We start from the raw sequence: 24173 nt of genomic DNA, 5'->3' as shown, positions 1-24173 counted from the left end.
CACGGTTATGAATCGCCGTGGTCGCTGAAGACCTTGCGCTTCAACGGAGGAACCGCCTGGAAGAAGCGGAACATCCCACGCGCCATCGTCCGGCCCGTGCGGTTCTCGGACACGAACTGGCGGGCGCTGCGTTCCGAGTCGCGCACCGCGGCGAAACCGTACTCCCGCATCCGCTGTTCGTAGTCGGCGACCGCGGCGCGCACCGCGCCGGTCTTCCGCGCCTCGACGAGGTTGCGGCAGAGCAGTCGCGCGTCCCGGAGCGCGGTGTTCGCGCCGATGCCGCGGAACGGGGTCATGCTGTGGATCGCGTCACCGAGCAGGGTGATGTTGCTCGTCGGCCAGGGCTCGACCGGCTTCGACGTGAAGATCGGCAGGCGGGACACCGACGCCGCGGGCGAACCGGCGACCAGCTCCCGGAACGCGGGATCCCAGTCGTCGATCAGGTCCAGCACCAGGGCTCGCAGGGCTTCACCGTCCAATGAGGACACGCCTTCCGGGTAGCGCCGGTTGTCCGCCGCGAACGCCCACATGACGTAGCTCGAGGTGTTGTCGAACAAGACCGGGTCGTGCTCGGCGGTCTCGTCATTGACCGACGAAGCCCCGCTCAGCTCATGCGGTGCGGTGAACAGGCCCGCGCCGGCACGCGGCATCACCAGGCTCGGGCCGTCGGTGAGCCTGGCGGGCAAGCGTTTGCGGGTCTCTTCGGTCAGCGGATGCTTGCCCGCGATCGCGATGATCCCGGTGTCCACCCGGTCGGCCTCGGGCAGGAACTGTTTGCGCACCCGGGAATTGGCGCCGTCGGCACCGATGACCAGGTCGGCTTCGACGGTGCTGCCGTCGGCGAACTCGCAGACGACCACCTCCCCCTCGCGGCGGTAACCGACGAACTCCTTGCCGTGGTGCAGAACTCCGTCGAGCCCGTCGGACAACACCTGATGCAGGCTGATCCGGCTGACCGAGTGATGGTTCGACGCGGGATCGGGGCTCGACGTCAGTTCGGCGTCGATCACCATCAGGTCCCGCAGCCGCTCGGTCACGAACGTGAACGGTCCGCTCGTGGTGCCGGTGGTGTCCAGGAACCGTTGCCAGAGTCCTGGCGGCAGGCATTCGTGCAGCGCGGCCGAGCCGTGCGGGTTGATGTGCACGCGATAGCCCTGCAGACGTTCGGTCCGAGTGCGGCTGCGCTCGTGGACGGACACGTCGATCCCCGCCTTGCGCAGCCCCTGCGCCAAGCAGAGCCCACCCGTTCCTCCACCGATGATCGCGATTCTCGTGGTCATGTGATCTCCTCTCCACGGCCCACTATCAACCATACGGATAATAACGTCAACCAAACGTTTGAAAGAGTCAGCGACTAAGGTGATCTCATGTCCGAAGCCGCCCCGCGCAGCCCTCGCCGCGCCCCCGTCGAACGTCAACGCGACCCCGAGCGCACCAAGGCGCAGCTCCTGGAGGCTGCAAAGGTCGAGTTCGGCGCGAAGGGCTACGCGGCCGCGCGCGTCAGCGAGATCGCCGCGCGGGCCGGCGTGAACAAGCAGCTGATCTCGTACTACTTCGGCGGCAAAGAAGGGCTGTACAACGCGCTGACCACGACGATGTACGACGACTACGTCGCGGCTTCCGACCACGACATGCCGTTCGCGGAGGTAGTCCGGTACTTCGCCCAGTCGGGGGTCCGGGATCACGATCTCGCCAAACTGTTCATCTGGGAGAACCTGACCGACGGCGCCCCCGACGCGGTCGGCGTCGAAGGCCAGCGCGGATTCCTCCAGCAGCAGGTGGAGTACGTCCGGGCCCGCCAGGCCGCCGGCGACTTCCCCGCCGACCTGGATCCGGCGTTCCTGCTGGTGATCTTCATGGCCGCGTCCAGTGCCGCGCTGGCACTCCCCCGCGTCGTCCGGGCCGTCTCGGGCCAGGACCCTGATTCGGCCGAGTTCGCCGAGGCCTACGGCGACCAGCTGGCACGCCTCGTCGGTCACCTCTCCGTTCCCCGGAAGCGATAGCAAAGGTCCCCTGCTGTCGCTTGAACCTTTCGGGCCTCCTCCGGACTAGAGAGGGCAGAGAAGAAGGGGGACCGGGTGGGACAAGCGAGAGACACCGACTTCAGCGAGTACTTCGAGGCCCGCGTACAGCGGTTCCGGCGGCTGGCGTTCGGTATGTGCGGTGACTGGCACACCGCCGAAGATCTGGTGCAGGCCACGTTCATCCAGCTGTACCGGCGTTGGCGCCGGGTGCGGCCGGATACCGTCGACGCCTACGCGCGCCGGATCCTGCTGAACGCCTTCCTCACCGGACGGCGCAAGCGGGGCCGCGAGCTGGTGACCTCGTCGCCGCCCGAACGGGCCGCGCCACCGGGGCACGACAGTCACGAGCGGATCGACATGGAGCTGGTACTGAGCGGCTTGACGCCGCGCCAGCGCGCGATGGTCGTCCTTCGCTTCCTCGAAGACCTCTCGGTCTCTGAAGTGGCTTCGCTGCTCGGTGTCGCCGAAGGCACCGTCAAGAGCCAGACCGCCCGTGGTGTCGAAGCGCTGCGCGCCGTCCTTCCCGCGCCGACGAGCAAGGAGTAGTCATGGATGACCTCGATGTCCGCTCCGCACTGGCGGAGTACGTGACGGAAACCGAGCCTCCGTTAGGGCTCACTGGCGACGACGTGCTCACCGCAGGCCGACGGTCGCGGCGACACCGTCTCTCGGCGGCCGGGATCGCGAGTGCCGCGTTCGCCGTGGTGGCGATCCTGGGGGTCGCTTCCCTGCTGACCACACCGGTACCGCCTCCTTCGCCGCCGCAACCCGCCAAGCCCGTCCCGGTGGCTCGCTGCGGAGAGCGAGTCACCGGCGAGACCACACAGCAGGTCGTCGCCCGGTTGACCTGCGTGATCGGGACCGCGGTGCGAGCCCGGGTCGCACCGGAGGCCCAGATCGAAAACCTCCCGCAGCCCGGCGCGACCCCGCCATCCGATCCGTTTCACCTGACGGCCAAACGCACCGAAGAGAACGGAGAGGTGGGCACGGTCTACTACATGGACGTGCGCGTGAGTGACGACCGCGGAGCGGGTTCGGTTCACTTCCGGATAATTCCGCCCTTCGTCCACCTGATGACGAGCTGCGACGACAGAACCATTCCCAAGACGGCTTCGTGCTCCGCACATCAGCTTTCCGAGGGCCCCTTGCGGGAGACCGCAGACCGCAACGCGGAAGGGATGGTCGTTCTCACGACGCTGATAAGGACATCAGCCGGCACCATCTACATCGCCGCCGAAAACACCGGTGTCGTGGCGACCGGCGATGGTGTCCACCGGCCGGTGCAACGCGCCGAGCCACCGCTGACCTCGGCTCAGCTCCAGGAGATCGTGACCATGCCGGGTTTGGCGCCTTAGCGGCGAAGCGGGACGAGGTCGTCCGCGTGGACGACCTCGCGCCGCTGTTCCGCGGGGAGGTCGTGGCTGGAGCGCCCGATGAGGTCGGGAAGTTCGCCCGAGTCGAAGGCCACGACACCCCGCGCCACGGTCCGGTGCCGGAGGTCGACCAGGTCGACGACGTCGCCCGCCTGGAAGTCACCGTCGACGCCGGTGATCCCGGCGGCGAGCAGGGAACGGCGACGGCGGACGACGGCCATGACCGCGCCGTCGTCGAGGTGCAGCTTCCCGGACGCGCCCGCGGCGTAGCCCAGCCAGAACCGGCGGGCGGACAGGCGGGAGTCCGCGGCGGCGAACGCCGTGCCGACCTCGGCGGTGGTGAGCGCGCGGGCGGCTTCGGAAGCGGCGGCGAGGAGGACCGGGATCCCGGCGCCGGCGGCGGTGCGGGCCGCGGCGAGCTTCGAGACCATGCCGCCGGTACCGAGACCGGAGCTCGACATGCCGACCGTGATTCCGTCCACATCGGACTCACCGGCGACCTCGGCGATCTTGCGGGTCGCGCCGTCACGGGGGTCCCCGTCGTACAGACCGTCCACATCGGACAGCAGGACCAGTGCGTCGGCACCGATCAGGTGGGCCACCAGTGCGGCCAGCCGGTCGTTGTCGCCGAAACGGATCTCTTCGGTGGCCACGGTGTCGTTCTCGTTGACCACGGGAACCGCGCCGAGGGCCAGCAGCCGGGTGAACGTGTTCTGCGCGTTGCGGTAGTGCGCCCGGCGCACGACGTCGTCCGACGTCAGCAGAACCTGGCCCACGGTCAGGGAAAACCGGCCGAACGACTCGGCGTACGCGTGCGCCAGCGCCAGCTGGCCGACACTGGCCGCGGCCTGCTGGGTGGCGAGGTCACGCGGTCGCTTGCCGAGCGAGAGCGGCGCGAGTCCCGCGCCGATCGCGCCCGAGGACACCAGCACGATCTGCGTGCCGCGGGAGACCCGGTCGGCGATCGCGTCCACCAACGCGTCCAGCCTGGCCACGTCGAGACCGTCGCCGGCGGTGGTCAGTGCGGAGGAACCGACCTTGACGACCACCCGCTTCGCGTCGGCGATCGCCACCCGGGTTGAGCTCACTCGTCGTCCATCTCGTCTTCGTCTTCGACGCCGTCCGGACCGTCACGACGGATCCGGCGGGCTTCCTTACGCTCGGCGGCCCCGATCCGGCTGTTGTTCTCCAGCCGCACATCCGTGCCCCGGCCCGACATGTGCACCGCGACCCCGGCCGGGGTCGACGGCTCCCATTCGAACTGGACGTCGCCGATGGTGACCGGGCTGCCGGGTACGGCGCCCTTGCGGGCCAGCGCTTCTTCGACACCGAGCCGCTGCAACCGGTCCGCGAGGTAGCCGACGGCCTCGTCGTTGCCGAAGCTCGTCTGGCGGATCCACCGCTCAGGACGGACACCGCGCACGATGAAGGCGCCTTCCTCCTCCGGATCGAGCTCGACGGTGAAGCCCGCGTCGTTGACGGCCACCGGCCGCAGCACGACCTTCTCCGGCTCCGGTTCCGGCTGCTCGGCGCGGTACTTCTCGACCACGGCGGCGAGCGCGTAGGTCAGTTCCTTCAGCCCCTTGCGGGACGCCGTGGAGATCTCGAACACACTGAGCCCGCGGGCTTCCAGTTCCGGGCGGACGAACTCGGCGAGTTCCGCGGCGTCCGGGACGTCGATCTTGTTGAGCACCACCACTCGCGGCCGGTCGGCGAGGTCGCCGCCGAGGCTCGGGGTGTAGCGGGCCAGTTCCTCTTCGAGAGCGTCCATATCGGACAGCGGGTCGCGCCCGGGCTCGAAGGTGGCGCAGTCGATGACGTGCACCAGCACCGCGCACCGTTCGATGTGGCGCAGGAAGTCGAGGCCGAGGCCCTTGCCTTCACTCGCTCCGGGGATCAGGCCCGGCACGTCGGCCATGGTGAACACGGTCGATCCGGCGGTGATCACACCCAGGTTCGGCACCAGCGTGGTGAACGGGTAGTCGGCGATCTTCGGCTTGGCCGCGGACAGCACCGAGATCAGCGACGATTTGCCCGCGGACGGGAAGCCGAGGAGGCCGACGTCGGCGACCGAACGCAGCTCCAGAACGAGGTTCCGGCTCTCCCCCGGCTCGCCCAGCAGCGCGAATCCAGGTGCCTTGCGGGTGTTGGAAGCCAGCGACGCGTTGCCGAGGCCACCACGGCCGCCCTGCGCGGCGATGAAGGTGGCACCGGTGCCGACCAGGTCGGCCAGGATCTCGCCGTCCTCGGTCATCACGACGGTGCCCGACGGGACACGCATCTCCAGCGTGTCGCCCGCCGCTCCGGCACGGTTGCCGCCCTGGCCCATCTTGCCGTTGCCGGCGCGGGCGTGCGGGCGGAAGTGGAAGTCGAGCAGAGTATGCACGTTCGGGTCGACGATCAGCAGGACGTCGCCGCCGTTGCCGCCGTTGCCGCCGTCCGGACCGCCGAGCGGCTTGAACTTCTCCCGGTGCACCGAGGCGCAGCCGTTCCCACCGTCACCGGCGGTCAGGTGGATCACCGCGCGGTCCACGAAACGGGACGCCATGACTTGCCTCTATTCACTAGCGAGAAGGGATATACAAAACAAACGAGGGGTGGGCCCGGATATTCCGGCCCACCCCTCGTCAGAGGTTCTAACTAGAAGCCGAAATTCAGGCTTCGGACGGCACGATGTTGACCGTCTTGCGGCCACGCTTCTCGCCGAACTTGACCGCGCCGGCAGCCAGCGCGAACAGCGTGTCGTCGCCGCCACGGCCGACGTTCACGCCGGGGTGGAACTTGGTGCCACGCTGACGGATCAGGATCTCGCCCGCGTTCACCTCCTGGCCGCCGTAACGCTTGACGCCCAGTCGCTGCGCGTTCGAATCGCGACCGTTGCGGGAGCTGGACGCACCCTTCTTGTGAGCCATGGCTCAATCCTCTTTCTGACGAAGATCCGGAGAAAGTCCTACTTGGAGATGCCGGTGACCTCGACGCGGGTCAGCTTCTGCCGGTGACCCTGGCGCTTGTGGTAGCCGGTCTTGTTCTTGAACTTGTGGATCCGGATCTTCGGACCCTTGGTCTGCTCGACGACCTTGCCGGTGACCGAGACCTTCGCCAGCGCGTCGGCGTCCGTGGTGACGTCGCCACCATCCACGAAAAGGACCGCGGGGAAGGTGTGCTCGGTACCCGGCTCGCCTTCGAGCTTCTCGACCTCGACGACGTCGCCGACGGCCACCTTGTACTGCTTGCCGCCAGTCTTGACGATCGCGTACGCCGACACGGAAGTCTCCTGCTTACTCGACAACGGGTGGGGGCTTGCGTGACCGGCCCACCGGGAAGTCTCGGCGGTCCGGATTCTGCGCAAGGTGCCCGCCGCTAAGTGGCGGGCCGTTCTATAGGTTACGTGGGGCTCCCCGGTGCGATCACACCGGGGTGCCCCACGGTGTTCACTAGCTCTTTTCCGACGCCTTGACCGGCGGACCGGCCGGCCGTGAGGCCGCCCGTCGCGGACGACGGCGGGTGGTGGAGCGCCCGGCCGGGGCCGGGACGTCCACCTCGGGTTCGGTCTCCTCCGGAGCCGCGGGGGCCTCGGGCTCGGAAACCTCTTCCATCACAACTGCCTCCGGAGTCACCGGAACCTCGGGAGCTTCGGGCTCCGGGCCCGATTCCCCGACGACTGCGATCTCTTCCGCACGCGCGGCCGGAGCCTCGTCGTCCGGCGTCGTCACCGCCTCACCGGCGACCTCGGTCGCGGGCGCCTCGGCGACCGGCTCGGAAACCGGCTCGGCCGCGGCCTCCGCCGCCTGTTCGACGGTCGCTTCGGCAACAGGCTCGGAAGCCTCCTTCACCGGCTCAGCGGGCTTCTCCGCCGCCTGCTGGGCGTGCCCGTTGAGCGCGGCGCCTTCGACGTTCTCGGTGACTTCGTGCGGGTGCTCGCCCTTGGCCGCCTTGGCGGCGTTGGCCACGGCCTGGACCGCCGAAACCACCGACTCACGCTGACCGGAGGCCTGCGGAGCCTCGGCCTTGGCCGAGGCGGGCTCGTTCTGCCCCTGGTCCTCGCCCTTGTTGCGACCGCGGGACCGGCGGGAGCCCTGCTCCTTGCCGCCACCGCCACCGCCACCGCCGCCGTTTCCGCCACCGCCGTGGTTGTGACCGTTGCCGCCGCCACCGGTGCGCTGCGGCTCGGTCGAGACGACCACGCCGCGGCCCTTGCAGTGCTCACACGGCGTCGAGAACGCTTCGAGCAGCCCGGTGCCGATCTTCTTGCGGGTCATCTGCACCAGGCCGAGCGAGGTGACCTCGGCGACCTGGTGGCGGGTGCGGTCGCGGCCGAGGCATTCGGTCAGGCGGCGCAGCACCAGCTCACGGTTGGATTCGAGCACCATGTCGATGAAGTCGATGACGATGATGCCGCCGATGTCCCGGAGCCGGAGCTGGCGGACGATCTCCTCCGCCGACTCCAGGTTGTTCCTGGTCACCGTCTCTTCGAGGTTGCCACCCGATCCGGTGAACTTGCCGGTGTTGACGTCGATGACGGTCATCGCTTCGGTGCGGTCGATGACCAGGTAGCCGCCCGAGGGCAGCCAGACCTTGCGGTCCAGCGCCTTGGTGATCTGCTCGTCGATCCGGTGGTCGGCGAAGGCCGAGCCGGTGCCCGTGTACCGCTTGACCCGGTCCGCCAGGTCCGGCGCCACGTGCTGCACGTAGTCGTAGATGGTGTCCCAGGCCTTGTCGCCCTGGATCTCCAGCTTGGCGAAGTCCTCGGTGAACAGGTCGCGCACGACCTTGACCAGCAGGTCCGGCTCTTCGTAGAGCATGACCGGGGCGCTGTTCTTCTTGCCGCCGTTGCCGGCTTCGGCCTTCTCCTTGATGACGTCCCACTGCGCCTTGAGACGGCGGACGTCGCGGTCCAGCTCCTCCTCGCTGATGCCCTCGGACGCGGTGCGGATGATCACACCGGCGTCCTCGGGGACGATGCGCTTGAGGATGTCCTTCAGGCGGCGGCGCTCGTTCTCCGGGAGCTTCCGGGAGATGCCGGTGGCGCCGCCCGCGGGCACGTAGACCAGGAAGCGGCCCGGCAGCGAGATCTGCGTGGTCAGCCGGGCGCCCTTGTGCCCGACCGGGTCCTTGGTGACCTGGACCAGCACGGAGTCGCCGGTGGAGAGCGCCTGCTCGATCTTGCGGGCCTTGCCCTCGAGACCGGCGGCGTCCCAGTCGACCTCACCGGCGTAGAGCACGGCGTTGCGGCCGCGGCCGATGTCGATGAAGGCGGCCTCCATCGACGGCAGCACGTTCTGCACGCGGCCGAGGTACACGTTGCCGACGATCGAGCCGGTGCCCGACGAGGTCACGAAGTGCTCGCACAGGACGCCGTCCTCGAGGACGCCGATCTGCGTGGACTCGCCCTTCTCGGCGACGACCATGGTGCGCTCGACCGACTCGCGGCGGGCGAGGAACTCGGCCTCGGACAGGATCGGCGCGCGGCGGCGACCGGCCTCGCGGCCGTCCCGGCGGCGCTGGCGCTTGGCTTCGAGCCTGGTCGAGCCGCGCACGCTGCGGACCTCGTCCCGCGCGGGACGCTCGGTCTCGGCGGCCTTGGCCTGGCGCACGTGGGTGACCGTGTTGGGCGGGTCGTCGCTGGTGGACTCGGCGCTGTCGTCGTCCCCGCCCTTGCGGCGGCGTCGGCGACGGCGGCGCTTGCTGCCGTTGTCGGAATCGCCGTCGTTGTCCGAATCGGACTCCGTTGAACTAGACGCGGCTGAATCAGCCGCGGTGGACGCCTCTTCGGCGTTCTCGGTGGCGGCCTCGTCGGCGTCGGCGTCCTTGTCCTTCGCGCGCTGCTGACGGCCACGCGGGGCTCGCGGCTCTTCGGGCTGCTCGTCCTCGTTCTCGGGCTCGGCCGAGTTCTCGTCGCCGCCCTTGCCCCGGCCGCGACCACGGCGGCCGCGACGACGACGGCGACGGCCGTTGGCGTCGTCACCGTCCTCGTCGGTGCCGTGGCCCTCGGCCTCGTCGGTCTGCGTCTCGTCCTCGTCCGAAGTGGTCTCTTCGGCCGGGGTGAAGGCCGGCTCCGGCTTGCGGACGGGCTTCGCCGTGACGGGCTCCGGCGGCAGGAACACCGGCGACGGCGCGGCGAACACCGGGACGTGCGCGGCGGCCTTCGCGAGCCTTGTCGTCGGCTGCGGCGGCTCCGGGGTGACGGGGGCGGCCAGCGCGGGCGGGACACGCCGCGAAGGCGCCTCCACCGGCGCGGCGGGCTCCGGCTCAGGCTTCGACTCGGCCTTGACGGCCTTGACCTCGGGCTCGGCGGCCTTCGGGGCCTCGGCGGCGGGCGCTTCGACGGCCGGGGCCGCCTCGGCTTCGGGCTCGTCTCCGCTGGTGAGGGCTTCGGCGAGCTTGAGGGCCACATCCCGGGTGACGCTGGACTGCGCGCTGCGGACGGTCTCGCCGAGCTCACCGAGCTTGGCCATCAGTTCACGGCTGTTGGATCCCAGGAGCTTCGCCAGCGCGTGCACCCGGATCCGGGGAGGCAGTTCGGCCAGCTGGCCTGCGATGGGTGTGGCGGTATTCCCGCCGGTGACGGCGGGTGTGTCCGCGTTCGACATATATCTCCTCCGCCCCCGGGCGCGTCGGCTGGCTCACACCGGCTCGACGCGGCCGCGCAGGGGCCCCTTTCTGTTCGTTCCGCCGTGGTGGTCACCAGCAGCGGGAATCCTTGCCCGGCACCGCGACGGCGCCGGGATTGTCCGGGCGCCGCGTACGGCAAAAGGTCTGCTCGGCGGAGCGCTGGCCACGTTCGCGACATCGGGCCGCCCGCCACGTCGTCGAGCCGCATGCAGCGGCGACGCGTGTGGAGGATGTGCAGCACACCACCGGGCCACAGGACCGCGAGCGCCACCTCTCACGTGTGCCCGTCGGCCAGCGGCCACCGCGAGTATCCCACACCCGGGCCTCACTACGGTGTACTCGGTGCCACAGACCTGACTCCCGGGCGCGCCGCGGCCACCGGCCGAGGGAACTTCGCGGAAGAGCTTGTCGGCCCGGCCGAGGGTGGCTAGCGTGCCGCTCGGGGGTGCCGAACTCCAGCCCAGCCCAGGCCGCGGTGCTCTCGTTGTCCCCCTGTTTCTCCGGTGGGAGGTCCGGTGTCCCTGACGGGACGGTCCCTGCGAGCGGCCGTATGCGCCTTCCTGGTGCTCTGCGGCTCGGTCGCCGCTGTCCCGACGGCGGACGCGGACCAGTCTTGTCATCCCGAAGGACGGGCGCTGCGTTACGTCGTCGCCTTCGACCGGGGCACCTCCGAAGCCGAGGCCAGGGCGGCCATCACCGGTGGTTGCGGCAGCACGACGATCTACTACCCGCAGATCGCGGTGGCCGTGGCGAGCTCGGCCGACCGGGACTTCACGGAGCTGGTCCGGCCCGCCGCCGCGTTCAGCGCGCAGGCGGAACGGCTGGCGGTGCAGCGGGCCAACGGCACGCCTTCCGCCAAGGCCGCGCCCGCGCGCGCCGAACTCGAACCGACGGACCCGGCGAAGGTGCCTTCCGCCGACCGCACCGGCGAGCAGTGGGACATGCGCGCGATCGGCGCCGACAAGGCGCACGCGATCGAACCGGGCAGCCCGGACGTCGTCGTCGGTGTCCTCGACTCCGGCGTCGACGCCACCCACCCGGACCTGGCGGCCGCCCTCGACCCCGGCAAGTCCGCGGGCTGCCTGACCGGCGCGCCCGACCGGAACTGGGCCGCGACGACGTCGGTGCACGGCACCCATGTGGCGGGGATCATCGCCGCGGCCGACGACGGCAAGGGCGTCACCGGGGTGGCGCCCGGCGTGCGGATCGCGTCGGTGAAGGTGATCGACGACCGCGGCTACGCCGACCCGGAGGCCGCCGTCTGCGGGCTGATGTGGGCGGTTTCACAGGGCATGGCCGTGACGAACAGCAGCTACTACGTCGAGCCGTGGTCGCTCTCGTGCTCTCACGCCGACGAACGGGGCGTGGTGAACGAGGTCATGGCCCGCGCCGCCGAGTACGCGACCTCGGCGGGCACGCTCAACGTCGCGGCGGCGACCAACGAAGCCGTCGGGCTCGTGCCGTCGCCGCAGTCGGGCGCCCGGCCTCAGACCACCGGCTGCCAGGCGTTGCCCGCCGGCCTGCGGGACGTGGTCGCGGTGTCGTCCGTGAGCTCTGAACGGGTCAAGGCCGGCTACAGCTCGTACGGGCTGGGCGTGATCGACGTGACCGCACCCGGCGGCGAGACCGGCGAGTGCGTGCTTTCGACCGTTCCCGGCGGGTACGCGCCGCTGTGCGGGACGTCGATGGCGGCGCCGCACGTCGCCGGTGTCGCGGCGTTGCTCGCTTCGAAGCACCCCGGCCACGGTGCCCGCCAGCTGAGGCGGTCGCTGGACGCCCAGGCGACCCCGATCGCGTGTCCGGCCGACTACGACCTGACCGGCGACGGCACGCAGGACGCGTACTGCACCGGATACGCCGGGTTCAACGGCTTCTACGGGCACGGGATGGTCGACGCGCTGGCCGCGGTGGCGCCCCGGCGGACCGGCTCCAACCCGGCCCGGTGAGCTAGCGCAGCAGGAGCTTGCCGAACCGCTTCGACGACGCGTAGATCCCGACCGCCGCGAGCGCCAGCAAGTACGCCACGTTCCCGACCATGCTCCACGACAGGACGCCGACCGACAGCCCGCGCATCAGCTCGATCCCGTGGTAGAGCGGGAAGATCTGCACGATCCACTGGATCGCCGTCGGGTAGACCGACAGCGGGTAGAACGTCGTGGAGAACAGGAACAGCGGCATCAGCACGAGGTTGATGTAGTCGAACTGCGAAACCGACCGCAGGAAGGTCACCAGCACGATGCCGACGGCCGAGAACGCCATCGCGACCAGCAACGCCGCCGGGATCATCAGCACGGCCCACCAGGAGCCGGGCAGGCCCATCGCGGTCATCACGCCGAGGAAGGTCACCGAGTAGACCCCGCCGCGCAGCACCGACCAGCCGACCTCGCCGAGCGCGATGTCCAGCGGCCCGATCGGGGTGGCGAGCATGGCGTCGTACAGCTTGGCGTACTTCAGTTTGAAGAACAGGTTGTACGTCGAGTCCATGATCGCGCCGTTCATCGCCGACGCCGCGAGCAGGCCGGGCGCGACGAAGGCGACGTAGCTCATCACCTGGCCGCCGGGACCGACGACCTCGCCGACGAGTTTCCCGAAGCCCAGCTGGAAGGCCATCAGGTAGAACAGCGGCTCGAAGGCCCCGGACACGAACAGCATCCAGACGTGCGAGTAGGTCAGGAAGGTGCGTTCCAGCACCGCCTTCGACCGGCCGCTGTACAGCGACGGCGGCAGGACGCGCAGCAGCACTCCGCGCCGCGGGTCACCGGTGAGCACTGTCATCTCAGACCACCAGCCGTCGGTAGAAGTACTTGTGCGCCAGCGCCCAGCCCGCCCCGGCCAGCACGACCAGGAAGGCGAGGTGCCCCAATGTGGCGAGCGGGCCGACGGTGCCGAGACTGACCGCCCTCGCGGCCTCGTTTCCGTGCCACAGCGGGGAAAGCCAGGCGATCCACATCAGCGGCGCCGGCAGTTCGGTGATCGGGAAGAACGTGCCGGAGAACAACGTCATCGGGATCAGGACGAAGCGGAACACCAGGCCGAACCGGGAGCCTTCGTCGTAGGTGGTCGCGGCCAGCGCCATCACCGGGGTGCCGCAGGCGATGCCGGTGAGCGTCCCGATCAGGATGACCACGAGCGCGCCGAAACTCGTCCAAGACCCGAAGAGCGCCGCGATGACGGCGTAGATCGTGCCCGCGAGCGTCAGCCGGAGGCTGACCCACATGATCTGGCTGCCGAGCACCTGGCCCGGTGTGATCGGGGTGGCGGTGACGGCGAGGTAGTCCTGCTGCCACTTGAAACCCGACAGCACCGGATAGCTCGACTCGCCCACCGCCAGCTGCGCCGCGCCGGCGACGAGCAGCGCGGGGGCGACGTACTCCAGGTACGAGAACCCGCCCGTCGCCGCGCCCGCCTGGACCTGCGAGCCGAACCCGAGCCCCATCGCGGCCAGGAACAGCACCGGTTGCAGGCCGGTCGAGTACAGGGTGGACAGCCAGTACCGGCGATACCACATCCAGTGGCCCTCGACCCGCAGCCAGGCTCCCGCCCAGCGCGAGACCACCCGGCCCGTCGACGCCTTCGTCTGTGCCGTGGTCATCAGTCGACCAGCGTCCGGCCGGTGAGCCGGAGGAAGACGTCCTCCAGTGAGCTCCGGCGGACCAGGCTCGACAGCGGACGCAGCCCGCGCGCGTGTGCCTGTTCGAGGGTGGACTCGCCGGTCATCGTGTAGAGCAGGACGCGGTCGGGCAGCACCTCGACGCGTTCGGCGAGGCCCTCGATCTGCTTCGCGGCCGCCTCCTGCTCGCCGTTCGGGAAGCGGAGTTCGACGACCTCGCGGGTGGAGTACCGGCTGATCAGGTCCGCGGGCGAGCCCTCGGCGGCGATGCGGCCGTTGTCCATCACGACCAGCCTGTCGCAGAGCTGCTCTGCCTCGTCCATGTAGTGGGTCGTGATGATCAGCGTGGTGCCGCCCGCCTTGAGCCGGAACAACCTGTCCCACAACAGGTGGCGGGCCTGCGGGTCCAGCCCCGTGGTCGGCTCGTCGAGCAGGAGCAGTTCCGGGTCGTTGACCAGGGACCGCGCGATGGTCAGCCGCCGCTTCATCCCACCGGAGAGCGAATCGACCTCGGCGTTCGCGCGGTCGGTGAGCTGGGCGAACTCCATCAGCTCTTCGGCCTTGCTCCGCACGTGCGCGCGGGAGAGGCCGAAGTAGCGGCCGTAGATCTGCAGGTTCTGCCGGACGGTCAGCTCGGTGTCCAGGTTGTCCTGCTGCGGCACCACACCGAGCCGGGCGCGGATCTTCGGCCCCTCGACGTCCGGATCCATGCCGAGGACCCGCAGATCACCGTCGGTGCGCGGGGACACGCTCGCGATCATCCGCATGGTGGAGGACTTGCCCGCGCCGTTGGGCCCGAGGAAGCCGAACGCCTCCCCAGGGCGGACCTCGACGTCGATCCCGCGTACGGCCTCGAAGTCGCCGAAACGCTTGACCAACGCCTTCGCCTGGACCATCGCCGATTCGTGCTCTGAGTCACCCACGGTAGGCACCCTAGAACCTGGCACCGACAAAATTCGACCGGTTTATCCGGCCTCTTGTTGGACGATGCCCGCTCGTCGATACTCACCGACCATGAGTCTCAAGTCCCGAATCGCCCTGTTGTCCGTTTTTGTCAGCGCCGGGCTCTTGGTGGCGCCCGCCGCCCAAGCGGTCGAGAGCACCGCTGCCGAGACCACTGTGGACGGTCGGACCGTCGACCCGCGGCCCTCCACCGCCAAGCTGGCCTTCGAACTGCACAAGCTGGCCGTGCTCAGCCACGGCAAGATCCGGGTGGACCGGATCGGCCGCAGCAACGAGGGCCGTCCGGTGTGGGCGGCCAGGGTCGGCCACGGCAAGACGCGGATCCAGTACGTCACCCAGCAGCACGGCGACGAGCCGCTCGGCACTCCGGCCGCGCTCGAGTTCCTGCGCAAGGTCGGCGTCGAAAACAGCTCGTGGGCCAGGAAACTGCTGGCGAAGGTCACCGTCGACATCGTCGTGCGCGCCAACCCCGACGGTCACGAACGCGACTGGCGCTACAACTACGACCCGGACGCCACTCCCGAATACGGGGAGAAGGGCAAGGGCTACGACATCAACCGCTACCACGATCCGGCCGTGGCGCCGAAGGACAACCCGGCCACCGAGGCGGGCCTGATCCAGCGGCGGAACGCGTCGTTCCGGCCGGACATCATGGTCGACTACCACATGCAGGGCCGTTATCGGGATGCGAACGGCAAGGAGATCACCGCTTCCACGCTGTGGCCGACGAACGCGGGCGTCGAACCGTCCGATGTGGACTTCGCGAAGCAGATCTCGGTCGTGGTGCAGCGGTCGATCGACGGCAACGGCGGCTACGTCTCGCAGTACCCCGGCGGTGACTACCAGGGCATCGCGCGCAACGGGTACGGGCTGCTCGGCAACGGCAGCGTGCTGATCGAACTGAGCCTCATCCCGGAGCGGGAGCAGCAGCAGATCCGGGACGCGCTGGCCTCGATGCTCGCGATCGCCCGGAGCGCGGCCGACGGTTCGGTGCGGAAGGTGGATCCGGCCGCCGCGGACGCGATCCCGCCGCGGGGTCCGGCGCTGCCTGGCACGGTCGAGGAGGCGCACGAAGCCGCCTGACGCGGTGGGTGGTCGCGGGGTGGCGATTCGGATTGGAAAGGGGTCGTGCCAGTCCGGCAGCCGGGGCATTCAGATGATCACTGTGCCGTGTCGCCGGGACCGCTGGGTCGGGGTGGTTGTGTTGTGAAAGCCACTTTCGCAACCTTCAACGTTGCGAAAGTGGCTTTCACAACTCCGCGCTGGGCTGATCAAGGCCGTGCCGACCACGTCCGGTGTTAGGCGACGTGACGGACCCAGTAGGTAGGTGAATGCGAGTCCGCTAGAACCCGAATCGCCACTCACGACCCACTTGACCGAGGCGGGGAAGTCCCCTTCTCACCTCACGGTGACCGACAGGCTCCGCGTCACCCCGTTGACGGTGACCGAAAGGTTCGCCACCCCCGGCCGCAGCGCGGTCAGCACCCCGGTCGCCGGGTCGAAGGACGCGACGTCCCACGGCATCGCGGGCAGGAAGCCGTCGGCGACGTGCGTGCCCCAGCCGCCCTTCCAGTCCGCGCTGACCGGGTACGAAACCGGCACCTGACGTGCTCCCTGCGTCACCACGGCCCGGACGTCCGCCTTCTCACCGCGCGCCAGCGACGACGGCCCGGAGATCGCCAGCGAGTCGACGTTCGGCCGCGTCTCGAACCGCACCGGCTGCGCCTTGTCCCCCGGCTCGAACCGGACCATCGTCCAGCCGACGAACCCGCCGTCGCCGGGGGCCGCCGCGGGCGACTTCCCGGAGTTGCCGTTCACCAGGTACGGCACGCCGTCGACGCGCGACAGGTTGAACACGCCGGCGTGCGAGGCGATCGCGGCCGCCTGCTTCCCCGATTCGCGCTCGAAGGCGGTCAGCCAGCCGGTCAGCATGGCGGCTTCCTTGCGGTCGGCCAGCTGCGAGTTCCCGGTGGGGCTGGGGTCCTTGACCGGATGGTGCATCGCGACGACCACGCCGCGAATCCGCCTGTCCGCCTTCGCGCCGTCCAGCGCCTCGCGCAGCATCCGGATCTGGTCGAACCCGCCCGCGCGCAGCGAACCGCGCGAGGAGTCCATCAGCACCAGCCTGATCCCGGCGATGTCGGCGACGCGGTGCGTCTCCCCGAACGCCGCCTGAAACTCCGTGATCCCGTGCCCGCCGTCGGCCTCGTGGTTGCCCGGGACGTAGTACCAGGGCGCCTTGCCGACCAGTTCCTGATCGATGACCGAACGAGCCAGCGCGAAATCGGCGGCCGTGCCGCGGTCGACGAAATCGCCGTTGATCAGCACGAGATCCGGTTTCGCCGCCACCGCCTCGCGCAGCGCGCGCCGCGCCTGGGCGACCAGCGGGCCGTCCGGCTGGTCGGCGGTGAACTGCGCGTCGCTGACCACGGCGATCCGCAGGCCGCCGGTCGCGACGCCGTCGGTGATCAGCGCGGGATCACGCGGCGCCGGGTCGGCGGGGACGGCGGCCGCGGGCGCGACCTCGAAGGTGAGGTCGTCGAAGACCAGCCGTCCTTCGTACTGCTGGTCCGGAACGTTCTCGACGGCGTAGAACTTCGTCAGCCGCTGCCCGTCGGGGAGCCCGGCCGGGATCGCCGCGCGGATGTAGCGCCAGCCCGTCCAGTCGACACTCAGCGAAAGGTCCACAATGGACGGTACGTTGGCGGCGTCGCGGAGTTCCGCCCGCAGCCAGGCGCCCTTCGCGTCGCCGTTGACCCACAGGCCGACACGCTGGGTGCCGGGCGGCAGCGCGATCGGCGCCGCCGAGTTGACGTAGGCCGCGCGTGTGGCGTTGGTCCCGGTCAGCCGGTAGTCCAGCGCGAGACCGCGTCCGCCGTCACGGCCGGACGCCTCGGAAAGCGCGGCGCCGACGACGGCGGGGAAGACACTGGCGGACCAGCCCGCCGGGCCGTCCAAGGGCGCCGCCACGCGGGATTCCGTGCCGACGGACGCCGCCAGATGCGTCACCTTCCCGCCGGCGGTGGCGGTGATCGCCGAAGCGCCCGAAGCCTTCAGCGCGGTGACCGCGAACCCGTCGCCGGACGGCTCGATCCGCACCACCGAGGGGTCGTAGTCGAGTTTGACGTCGTCGGGCTCGACCCACGTGCCGTAGCCGTCGGCGTCGTAGCCGAAGACCTTGAAGGTGCTCTTCGCGCCTTCGCCGGACAGCGCGACCTGCTCGGTGCTGGTGCCCAGCCGGACCGGTGAGCCGAGGACGTTCAGCGTCGTCTTGCCCAGGACGCCGCCGCGCTTCGCCAGGACGTCGACGTTCGCGGGCGCGTCCGGCCGGAACCGGTCGGCGTGCGCGGTGAAGACGTCGCCGGTCACGGTGCCGCGGAAGGGGTTCGTGCTGATCCACTGGGCCCTGCCGTCGACGGCGGCGCCGGTCTCGTCGTGTCCCCCGGCGACGAGTTTCCGGGTCAGCCCGGAAAGCACTCGCGTCGCGTCGGTGGTGTCCTGCGCGGGATGCGGCGAGAACCCGGTCAGCCGCCCGCTGCCGGGCACCGTGGCGACGCCGATCCCGTTGGGCACCAAGCGTTCCCCGCCGTCCGACGGCGAGTTGCGCACCAGCGGCGACTTCTCGCCCTCCTCGCGGGCGAGCATGGTCGAGGACCCGCCGCCGTCGAGGTTGAGGGCGTCGTCCGCGCCGAGCGACTTCATGTGGCGGGCGAGTTCCAGTTCCGTCATGCCACGACTGTCCGCCTGACGGCCGTCGACGGTGGCCAGCCACATCTTCGTGCCGTCGGCGGAGAACCCGACCGCGGTGCGGGGGTGCATGGCGACGTTGTCGACCGGCTGGATCGCGCCGTCGCGCAGCAGGACGATGTTGCCGCCGACGGAGACGGACAGCTTCCCGGCGTCGCTCTTCGGCGCGTACGAAACGCCCACGCGGTCGCCGGTCTTCAAGGCGGACAACGCGTCCACGCCGCCGTCACGGGCGAGCAGGACCGTGCTCCCGGCGGCGATCGGTCCGTCCGCGGGCTGCGGCCGCACCTGCGTGACGACCCCGTCCCGCAGCTCGATCTCGACGACACGCTGCGCGCCCGCGACCGAGGTCCGGCGCGAAGCCGCGCCCCACAACGGCGTGTAGACGCCGATCGCGCCTCCGCTCAGCACGGGGCTGTTGAAGTTCGACGCGGGAACGACCTTGCCGTCGGGCAAGGTGATCGACGCGTCGAGGAACACCTCCGCGAGGCGCGCCTTGCCTTCCTCGGTGATCGACGCGGTCAGGTTGTGGCCGCGCGCGGGCGCCGTCTGGAGTTTCCCGGCGTCGACGCCGACGCCGATCGGCGCGCCGCTGGCGTTGATGTCGAAGAAGTCCCCGTTGACCCCGGCGACCGCGCCCGCCCTGGCGACCTGCTGCGAAAGCGGTGTCCGCGCGGAAACCGTGCCAGGGCTGAGATACGTCGGCTTGAGCGTCTTGCTGGTCAGGTCGACGGCGAGGGTGTCGCCGCGGATCCAGCCCGCCGGGTCGTACCGGTCGAACTCGGTGAGGCTCAGTCCCGGCGCCACGCGCGAAGTCGCGCTGGTGGTGACGAGACCGTCGTCGGGCGCGGCCACGGCGTACGCGGACGGGCCCTCCTTCGCCGAGGAGCCCTCGGGGGCGGCTTCGACAGGTGCCGGACCGAGCGGGGCGGTCAGCGGATCGGCGTGCACCGGTGCGGCGACGAGTAGTCCGGGCAGCAGGGCAGCGAGCAACAACAGGCGTGATCTTCTCACGAAAAACCCCACGATCGAGTGACAGACGGCTCAGCTCAGCACAGCGGACGCGAACCGCCAGGAGAAGACCCCGAGGTGAACGTGAACCGAACGGCGTAGGGCGCCGAAGCTCAGGGCGTGAACGGTCCGGCGAGGAAGGTTTCCGCCGCGTCGACGTCGCCGGTGATCTTCAGGCCCGAGCCGTCGAGCTCGACTCGTTGCCACAGCAGCAAGTCCAGCCCTTCCGCGGGCCCTTCGACGACGGCGCCCGCCGCTTCCGCGGGGTCTGCCCGCCGGGAGCTGGGGACGTCGTTTTCGCCCGGCGGTGTGATCAACCAGGCGTGTCCGGTGTCGGACGTCTTCAGCAGCAACGGAACGGTGACCACGGGCGGGGTGTGCCAGCGCTTCACCTTCGGCAGCATGCCGAGGAGGACCTCGTCCGCGCCGTCGGCGGCGATGAACGGGTCGAGGGTGTGTTCGGTCCCTGCCGCGCGGTGCGCGTCGAGCAGATGCACCGCGGTCTCGTGGACCTGGCGGCGGAACCAGAAGGCCTTGGTCTTGGCGGCGGCGGTGAAGTTCCAGGCGCCGTCTTCCGGGGACGCCTCGCGCATGGCCTCGACGAGACCGTCCGCGCATCCGGCGTACCAGGTGGCGAGATCCGCGTCCGGTTCGACGGCGAAGTCCTGCGGGGCGGGCTCGCCGGTCCGGACGATCACCGTCGCCCAGCGGTGGACGTTGCCGAGGTGGACGACCAGGTCACGAAGGCTCCAGTCACCGCAGCACGGGACGGGTGCGGCGTGGTCCCCGGTGCGCGCCACCTCCGCGAAACCGGTGGTGAGCTCCCGCAGTCGTGCCAGGTACTCGTCCGGTGTCATCGACAACCCCCAGGTCCGTGGATGACGCGGTCTTCCCGCGCCATCCACGAGTGTGTCAGACCTCGGGGAACCAGAGCTTGAGTTCGCGCTCGGCCGACTCCGGGGAGTCCGAACCGTGCACCAGGTTGTACTGGGTCTCCAGCGCGAAGTCGCCGCGCAGGGTGCCCGGGGTGGCCTTCTCGACCGGGTCGGTGCCGCCGGCGAGCTGACGGAAGGCGGCGATGGCGCGCGGGCCCTCGACGGCGATCGCGACCAGCGGGCCCGAGGTGATGAACTCGAGGAGGTCGCCGAAGAACGGGCGCTCCTTGTGCTCGGCGTAGTGCTCCTCGGCGACCGAGCGTTCGACGGTGCGCAGTTCGAGGGCGGCGAGCTTCAGGCCCTTGCGCTCGATGCGAGCGATGACCTCGCCGACGAGGCCGCGCGCGACGCCATCGGGCTTGACGAGGACCAGCGTGCGTTCAGTCACGGCGGTATTTCTCCTTGGGTGGGTTTCGTGCTATTCGCCCGGAGCCTACTGGGTGCTTCGACGCTCACTTCACGTCGGACCAGGGAATGGCCTCGATCCGCTCCATGTGCTCCTCGCCCCACGCCCCGAGGACGGCCATCGCGCTGTTCAGCGAGTCCCCGAACTCGGTCAGCGAGTACTCCACCTTCGGCGGGACCTGGTGGTACACCTCGCGTCGCAGCAGTCCGGTGGCCTCCATCTCGCGCAATTGCAGGATCAGCACCCGTTCACTGATACCGGGTACCGCGCGCCGCAACTCCCCGAAACGCACCGGCCCCTCCTGAAGCGCGAACAGGATGAGCCCTTTCCATTTGCCGCCCATGACGGCGATCGCGGCATCGAGCCCGCAGGTGAACGTGCGGTTCTTGATCATCGCATCACTTACCTTTTTGTCAGTACCTGGCAAATTAGTAGGTACTTGATCGAATGTACGCGACGCCTCAGCCTGGAGTCATCCGAAGATTTCCTTTGACTGGAGCGAAAAATGTCGAAAACGCCGGTGACCGTCGTCGGACTCGGTTCGATGGGCTCGGCCCTGGCACGGGCCTTCCTCGCGGCGGGACATCCGACCACCGTGTGGAACAGGACGGCCGCGAAGGCCGATCCCCTTGTCGCGCTGGGAGCGCGCCGGGCGGGAACGACCGAAGACGCGGTGCGCGCGAGCCCGCTGATCATCACCTGCCTGACCACCTACGAGAACACCCGCGAGGCCTTGGCGCCGGCTTCACTGACGGGACGCGCTTTGGTCACCTTGAACACCGGCTCACCGGCGGGGGCCCGCCGGATGGCCGAATGGGCGGTGGGTCGTGGCGCGCGATTTCTCGACGGCGCGGTCAAGAACATCCCGTCGGCCGTCGGCGCGCCGGACACCCTGCTGTACTACGGCGGAGACAAGGCGGTCTTCGACGAACACGTGCACACGTTGCGGGTACTGGGCGGTGACACCGTCCACCTCGGTGAGGAGACCGATCTCGCGGCGCTGTACGAAATAGCCGTCGGCGGCACCCTGCTGCCCGCGCTGGTCGGGTTCTTCCAGGGTGCCGCCGCGCTGCGGTCGCGCGGGCTCGAAGCCGAAACGCTGCTGCCGTACGCGACCAAGTGGTTCGAGATGATCATCTCGGCGCTTCCCATGTACACCAAGGAAATCGACAGCCGCGACTACTCGGAGCCGTCTGCGTCGGTGAACATCTTCCACGCCGGCGCCGCCGCCGACCTCGAACTGGCCGAGGAAGGCGTCGACGTCGACTGGCAACGCCCGTTGCACGACCTCGTGCGGCGGGCCGCCGAGGCCGGGCACGGCGACCGCAGCATCGCGGTCCTGACGGAACTTCTCAGCGTTGGGGTTGAATGGTCTTCGACCACAGCGAAGCGCCCGTAGCGTCCCGCAGATCGACCGTGAGCGCGCCACTCCGCCCGTCGATGTTCACCTCGCCGAAGTGCTGGAAGCCGTCGGCGGGCGAGGTGTTCGCGGCGGGCGGGGCGTGCACGAACACCGCTTCCGGCCCGAAGGTGGGGTCGAGCGTGTTCGGGCCGAACGCGCCGGCGTTGAGCGGACCGGAGACGAACTCCCAGAACGGGTCGAAGTCGGTGAAGGAAGCGCGATCCGGCGAGTAGTGGTGCGCCGCGGTGTAGTGCACGTCGGCGGTCAGCCAGACGACGTTGCGCACCCGGCGCCGCGCGATCTCCCGCAGCACCCAGGCGAGTTCGGTCTCGCGGCCGCCGGGTGCGCCGGGCAGGCCGTTGGCGACGCCTTCGATGCCCTTGCCGTCCGGGACGGTGAGGCCGATCGGGAGGTCGGCCTGGACGATCTTCCAGGTGGCGGTGCTGCGGTCGAGCGCGTCGACGAGCCAGCGCGCCTGACGGTCGCCGAGGATGCGGCCGGGCTGGGTCTGGTCCGCGGTGTTGGCGTCCTTGTAGGTCCGCATGTCCAGCACGAAGACCTCGGCGCGGGAGCCGTGCCGGAAGTTGCGGTACACCCGGCCGTCGACGGCCTGGCGCCGGTCGATCGGGTGCCATTCGTGAAACGCCTGGAACGCCCGCGCGGCGAGCACGTCGACACGTTTCTCGGTGTATTCGGGGCGGTCGTTGAGGATCTCACCGGGGTACCAGTTGTTCACTACTTCGTGGTCGTCCCACTGGACGTAGGCGGGCACGTTCGCGGTGAAGCGCTTGAGGTTGTCGTCGAGGAGGTTGTAGGCGAACTGGCCGCGGTACTCGTCGAGCGTCTCGGCGACCTTCGACTTCTCCGGGGTGACGATGTTGCGCCACACGCGACCGCCGGGCAGCGCGACGGTCTCGGTGAGCGGCGCGTCGGCGTAGACCGTGTCTCCACAGTGGAGGAACAGGTCCGGACGGCGGTCGGCCATCGCGCGGTAGATCGTCATCCCGCCGCGTTCGGGGTTGATGCCCCAGTTCTGCCCGGCGACGTCACCGGACCACACCAGGCGGACGTCCGAGCGGCCGATCGGCGCCGTGGCGAACCGGCCGGTGACGGCCTCGCTGCACGTCCGGCCGTCGAGGGATTCGGCGGTCACGCGGTAGTGGACCTCGGTCCCCGGCAGCAGACCGGCGACGCGGACCTTGCCGGTGCCGCCGGTCTCCGGGCTCATCACCGGCCCGCGCACGCGGCGCGCGCGGCGGAACGAAGGGTCCCTGGAGATCTCCACGATCAGCCGCGAGGGCCGGTCGGCGCGCGACCAGACGATGCCGGAACCGGTGGTGACGTCGCCGGACTGGACACCGTGGGTGAGCACCGGGCGGCCGCCGCGGATCAGCGGGACGGGGTTCGCGGTCGCGGTCTCGGTGGCGGTCGCGGTTCCGGGGAGGATCAGGCCGCCCGCGACGGCTCCGGCGCCGGTGAGACCGGCCTTGAGCAGCGTGCGGCGATTGTGGTGGGAAGCGGTCATGGCGCGGTTCTATCCCGCGGCCACGGCCGGTGGGCCAACTGCGGTTGGCCTGGTGATGAACGAACACGGCGTCCACTCACGGCCACTCAGCGTGGGGTCTCGTGAGTGGTAAGCGGGGACGGGCTGGGGAACGCAAGGAGGTCAAGTGCTGTGAAGGGCCCTTTCGCCGCATCGCTTGCGGCGAAAGGGCCCTTCACCTCGCGGCTGCTGTTACGGGCGCCACGAGTGCGGATCGGGGTGAGCGACGGGTGTTCTTGTGGTCGATGTGTCTGGTGGGGCGGGTGAGGTGTCGGTCGAGGGGGTCGTGAGCGGTGAATGGGGCCAGGGCCAAGTGTGTGTCTTAGGTACCTACTGGGTTCGGCCGCGGTCGGTCGCAGGCATGGTCCGTGAAGGCCTCCTTGAGGGACCCTGGGTCCCTCAAGGAGGCCTTCACGGACTCGGGATCGCCACTTTCGCCCCATATGCACCAGCAGTCACAGCGCCGCGAGTGAAGGCCCCCTTCCCTCTCGGCTCAGCCGAGGAAACTCGACCTTCACACCTTGCCAAGTACATGAAGGCCGCCTTC

Annotated in this window: 20 protein-coding genes; 6 read left to right on the top strand and 14 right to left on the bottom strand. The window is 69.8% G+C overall.

Going from position 1 to position 24173, the window contains the following annotated elements; all coding sequences use genetic code 11:
• Positions 1-5: 5 nt before the first annotated feature.
• On the bottom strand, positions 6-1280 hold the full coding sequence (locus tag B0293_RS38280; protein WP_005158558.1) for an FAD-dependent oxidoreductase: 1275 nt from the start codon (positions 1278-1280) through the stop codon (positions 6-8).
• Positions 1281-1367: 87 nt separating this feature from the next.
• Between B0293_RS38280 and B0293_RS38275 the strand changes: the two genes are divergently transcribed.
• From B0293_RS38275 to B0293_RS38265, 3 genes are all read left to right on the top strand, one after another.
• Positions 1368-2003: a TetR/AcrR family transcriptional regulator gene (locus B0293_RS38275; protein WP_005158555.1), complete on the top strand. Its 636-nt coding sequence runs from the start codon at positions 1368-1370 to the stop codon at positions 2001-2003.
• A gap of 75 nt (positions 2004-2078) precedes the next feature.
• Positions 2079-2570, top strand: coding sequence for a SigE family RNA polymerase sigma factor (locus tag B0293_RS38270; protein WP_005158551.1), 492 nt, complete (start codon positions 2079-2081; stop codon positions 2568-2570).
• 2 nt (positions 2571-2572) lie between these two features.
• Complete coding sequence (locus B0293_RS38265) at positions 2573-3379, top strand: hypothetical protein (protein WP_005158549.1); 807 nt, start codon at positions 2573-2575, stop codon at positions 3377-3379.
• Here the strand turns inward: B0293_RS38265 and proB are convergent.
• The 5 genes from proB to B0293_RS38240 form a co-directional block, all read right to left on the bottom strand.
• On the bottom strand, positions 3376-4485 hold the full coding sequence (gene proB, locus B0293_RS38260; protein ID WP_039918291.1) for a glutamate 5-kinase: 1110 nt from the start codon (positions 4483-4485) through the stop codon (positions 3376-3378). The genes B0293_RS38265 and proB overlap by 4 nt on opposite strands.
• A complete protein-coding gene (gene obgE / locus B0293_RS38255; RefSeq protein WP_005158542.1) occupies positions 4482-5945 on the bottom strand; it encodes a GTPase ObgE in 1464 nt (487 codons plus the stop codon). The genes proB and obgE overlap by 4 nt, the downstream gene beginning before the upstream one ends.
• Before the next feature lie 106 nt (positions 5946-6051).
• Positions 6052-6309: a 50S ribosomal protein L27 gene (gene rpmA / locus B0293_RS38250; protein WP_005158540.1), complete on the bottom strand. Its 258-nt coding sequence runs from the start codon at positions 6307-6309 to the stop codon at positions 6052-6054.
• 38 nt (positions 6310-6347) lie between these two features.
• A complete protein-coding gene (gene rplU, locus B0293_RS38245) occupies positions 6348-6662 on the bottom strand; it encodes a 50S ribosomal protein L21 (RefSeq protein ID WP_005158538.1) in 315 nt (104 codons plus the stop codon).
• 169 nt (positions 6663-6831) lie between these two features.
• Positions 6832-9987 (bottom strand): translation initiation factor IF-2 N-terminal domain-containing protein, encoded by a 3156-nt coding sequence (locus tag B0293_RS38240; protein WP_005158534.1) that lies wholly within the window; start codon positions 9985-9987, stop codon positions 6832-6834.
• Between the two features lie 537 nt (positions 9988-10524).
• Between B0293_RS38240 and B0293_RS38235 the strand changes: the two genes are divergently transcribed.
• Entirely contained in the window at positions 10525-11955 is a 1431-nt protein-coding gene (locus B0293_RS38235; RefSeq protein ID WP_005158531.1) for a S8 family peptidase, read from the top strand.
• A gap of 1 nt (position 11956) precedes the next feature.
• Here the strand turns inward: B0293_RS38235 and B0293_RS38230 are convergent, their stop codons facing one another.
• Genes B0293_RS38230 through B0293_RS38220 form a run of 3 tightly spaced genes read right to left on the bottom strand, consistent with a single transcriptional unit; the run spans position 11957 to position 14515 of the window.
• Positions 11957-12784 (bottom strand): ABC transporter permease, encoded by an 828-nt coding sequence (locus B0293_RS38230; RefSeq protein WP_005158527.1) that lies wholly within the window; start codon positions 12782-12784, stop codon positions 11957-11959.
• Position 12785: 1 nt separating this feature from the next.
• A complete protein-coding gene (locus B0293_RS38225) occupies positions 12786-13601 on the bottom strand; it encodes an ABC transporter permease (protein ID WP_005158524.1) in 816 nt (271 codons plus the stop codon).
• Positions 13601-14515 carry an ABC transporter ATP-binding protein gene (locus B0293_RS38220; RefSeq protein WP_005158523.1) on the bottom strand — a complete coding sequence of 305 codons (915 nt, stop codon included), beginning with the start codon at positions 14513-14515 and terminating at the stop codon, positions 13601-13603. The genes B0293_RS38225 and B0293_RS38220 overlap by 1 nt, the downstream gene beginning before the upstream one ends.
• 118 nt (positions 14516-14633) lie before the next feature.
• Here B0293_RS38220 and B0293_RS38215 point away from each other — a divergent pair, with 118 nt between their 5' ends.
• Positions 14634-15665, top strand: a complete 1032-nt coding sequence (locus B0293_RS38215; RefSeq protein ID WP_039918279.1) for a M14 family zinc carboxypeptidase — start codon at positions 14634-14636, stop codon at positions 15663-15665.
• 315 nt (positions 15666-15980) lie between these two features.
• Here B0293_RS38215 and B0293_RS38210 read toward each other — a convergent pair whose 3' ends face one another.
• The 4 genes from B0293_RS38210 to B0293_RS38195 all read right to left on the bottom strand — a co-directional run bounded on the left by B0293_RS38210 (position 15981) and on the right by B0293_RS38195 (position 21075).
• On the bottom strand, positions 15981-19325 hold the full coding sequence (locus tag B0293_RS38210) for a phosphodiester glycosidase family protein (protein ID WP_077241495.1): 3345 nt from the start codon (positions 19323-19325) through the stop codon (positions 15981-15983).
• A gap of 128 nt (positions 19326-19453) precedes the next feature.
• A complete protein-coding gene (locus B0293_RS38205) occupies positions 19454-20197 on the bottom strand; it encodes a maleylpyruvate isomerase family mycothiol-dependent enzyme (protein WP_039918276.1) in 744 nt (247 codons plus the stop codon).
• A 55-nt stretch (positions 20198-20252) separates the two neighbouring features.
• Positions 20253-20663, bottom strand: a complete 411-nt coding sequence (gene ndk / locus B0293_RS38200) for a nucleoside-diphosphate kinase (protein ID WP_005158515.1) — start codon at positions 20661-20663, stop codon at positions 20253-20255.
• 64 nt (positions 20664-20727) lie between these two features.
• Positions 20728-21075: a winged helix-turn-helix transcriptional regulator gene (locus B0293_RS38195; RefSeq protein ID WP_005158513.1), complete on the bottom strand. Its 348-nt coding sequence runs from the start codon at positions 21073-21075 to the stop codon at positions 20728-20730.
• Positions 21076-21186: 111 nt separating this feature from the next.
• Here B0293_RS38195 and B0293_RS38190 point away from each other — a divergent pair, with 111 nt between their 5' ends.
• Positions 21187-22080: an NAD(P)-dependent oxidoreductase gene (locus B0293_RS38190; protein ID WP_005158512.1), complete on the top strand. Its 894-nt coding sequence runs from the start codon at positions 21187-21189 to the stop codon at positions 22078-22080.
• Here the strand turns inward: B0293_RS38190 and B0293_RS38185 are convergent.
• A complete protein-coding gene (locus tag B0293_RS38185; protein WP_005158509.1) occupies positions 22034-23608 on the bottom strand; it encodes an alkaline phosphatase D family protein in 1575 nt (524 codons plus the stop codon). The genes B0293_RS38190 and B0293_RS38185 overlap by 47 nt on opposite strands.
• Positions 23609-24173 lie beyond the last annotated feature (565 nt).

It is taken from the genome of Amycolatopsis azurea DSM 43854, assembly GCF_001995215.1.
GTDB lineage: Bacteria > Actinomycetota > Actinomycetes > Mycobacteriales > Pseudonocardiaceae > Amycolatopsis > Amycolatopsis azurea.
Note: the sequence above shows the minus strand (reverse complement) of the source record. Positions and strands in the feature narration are given on the sequence as shown.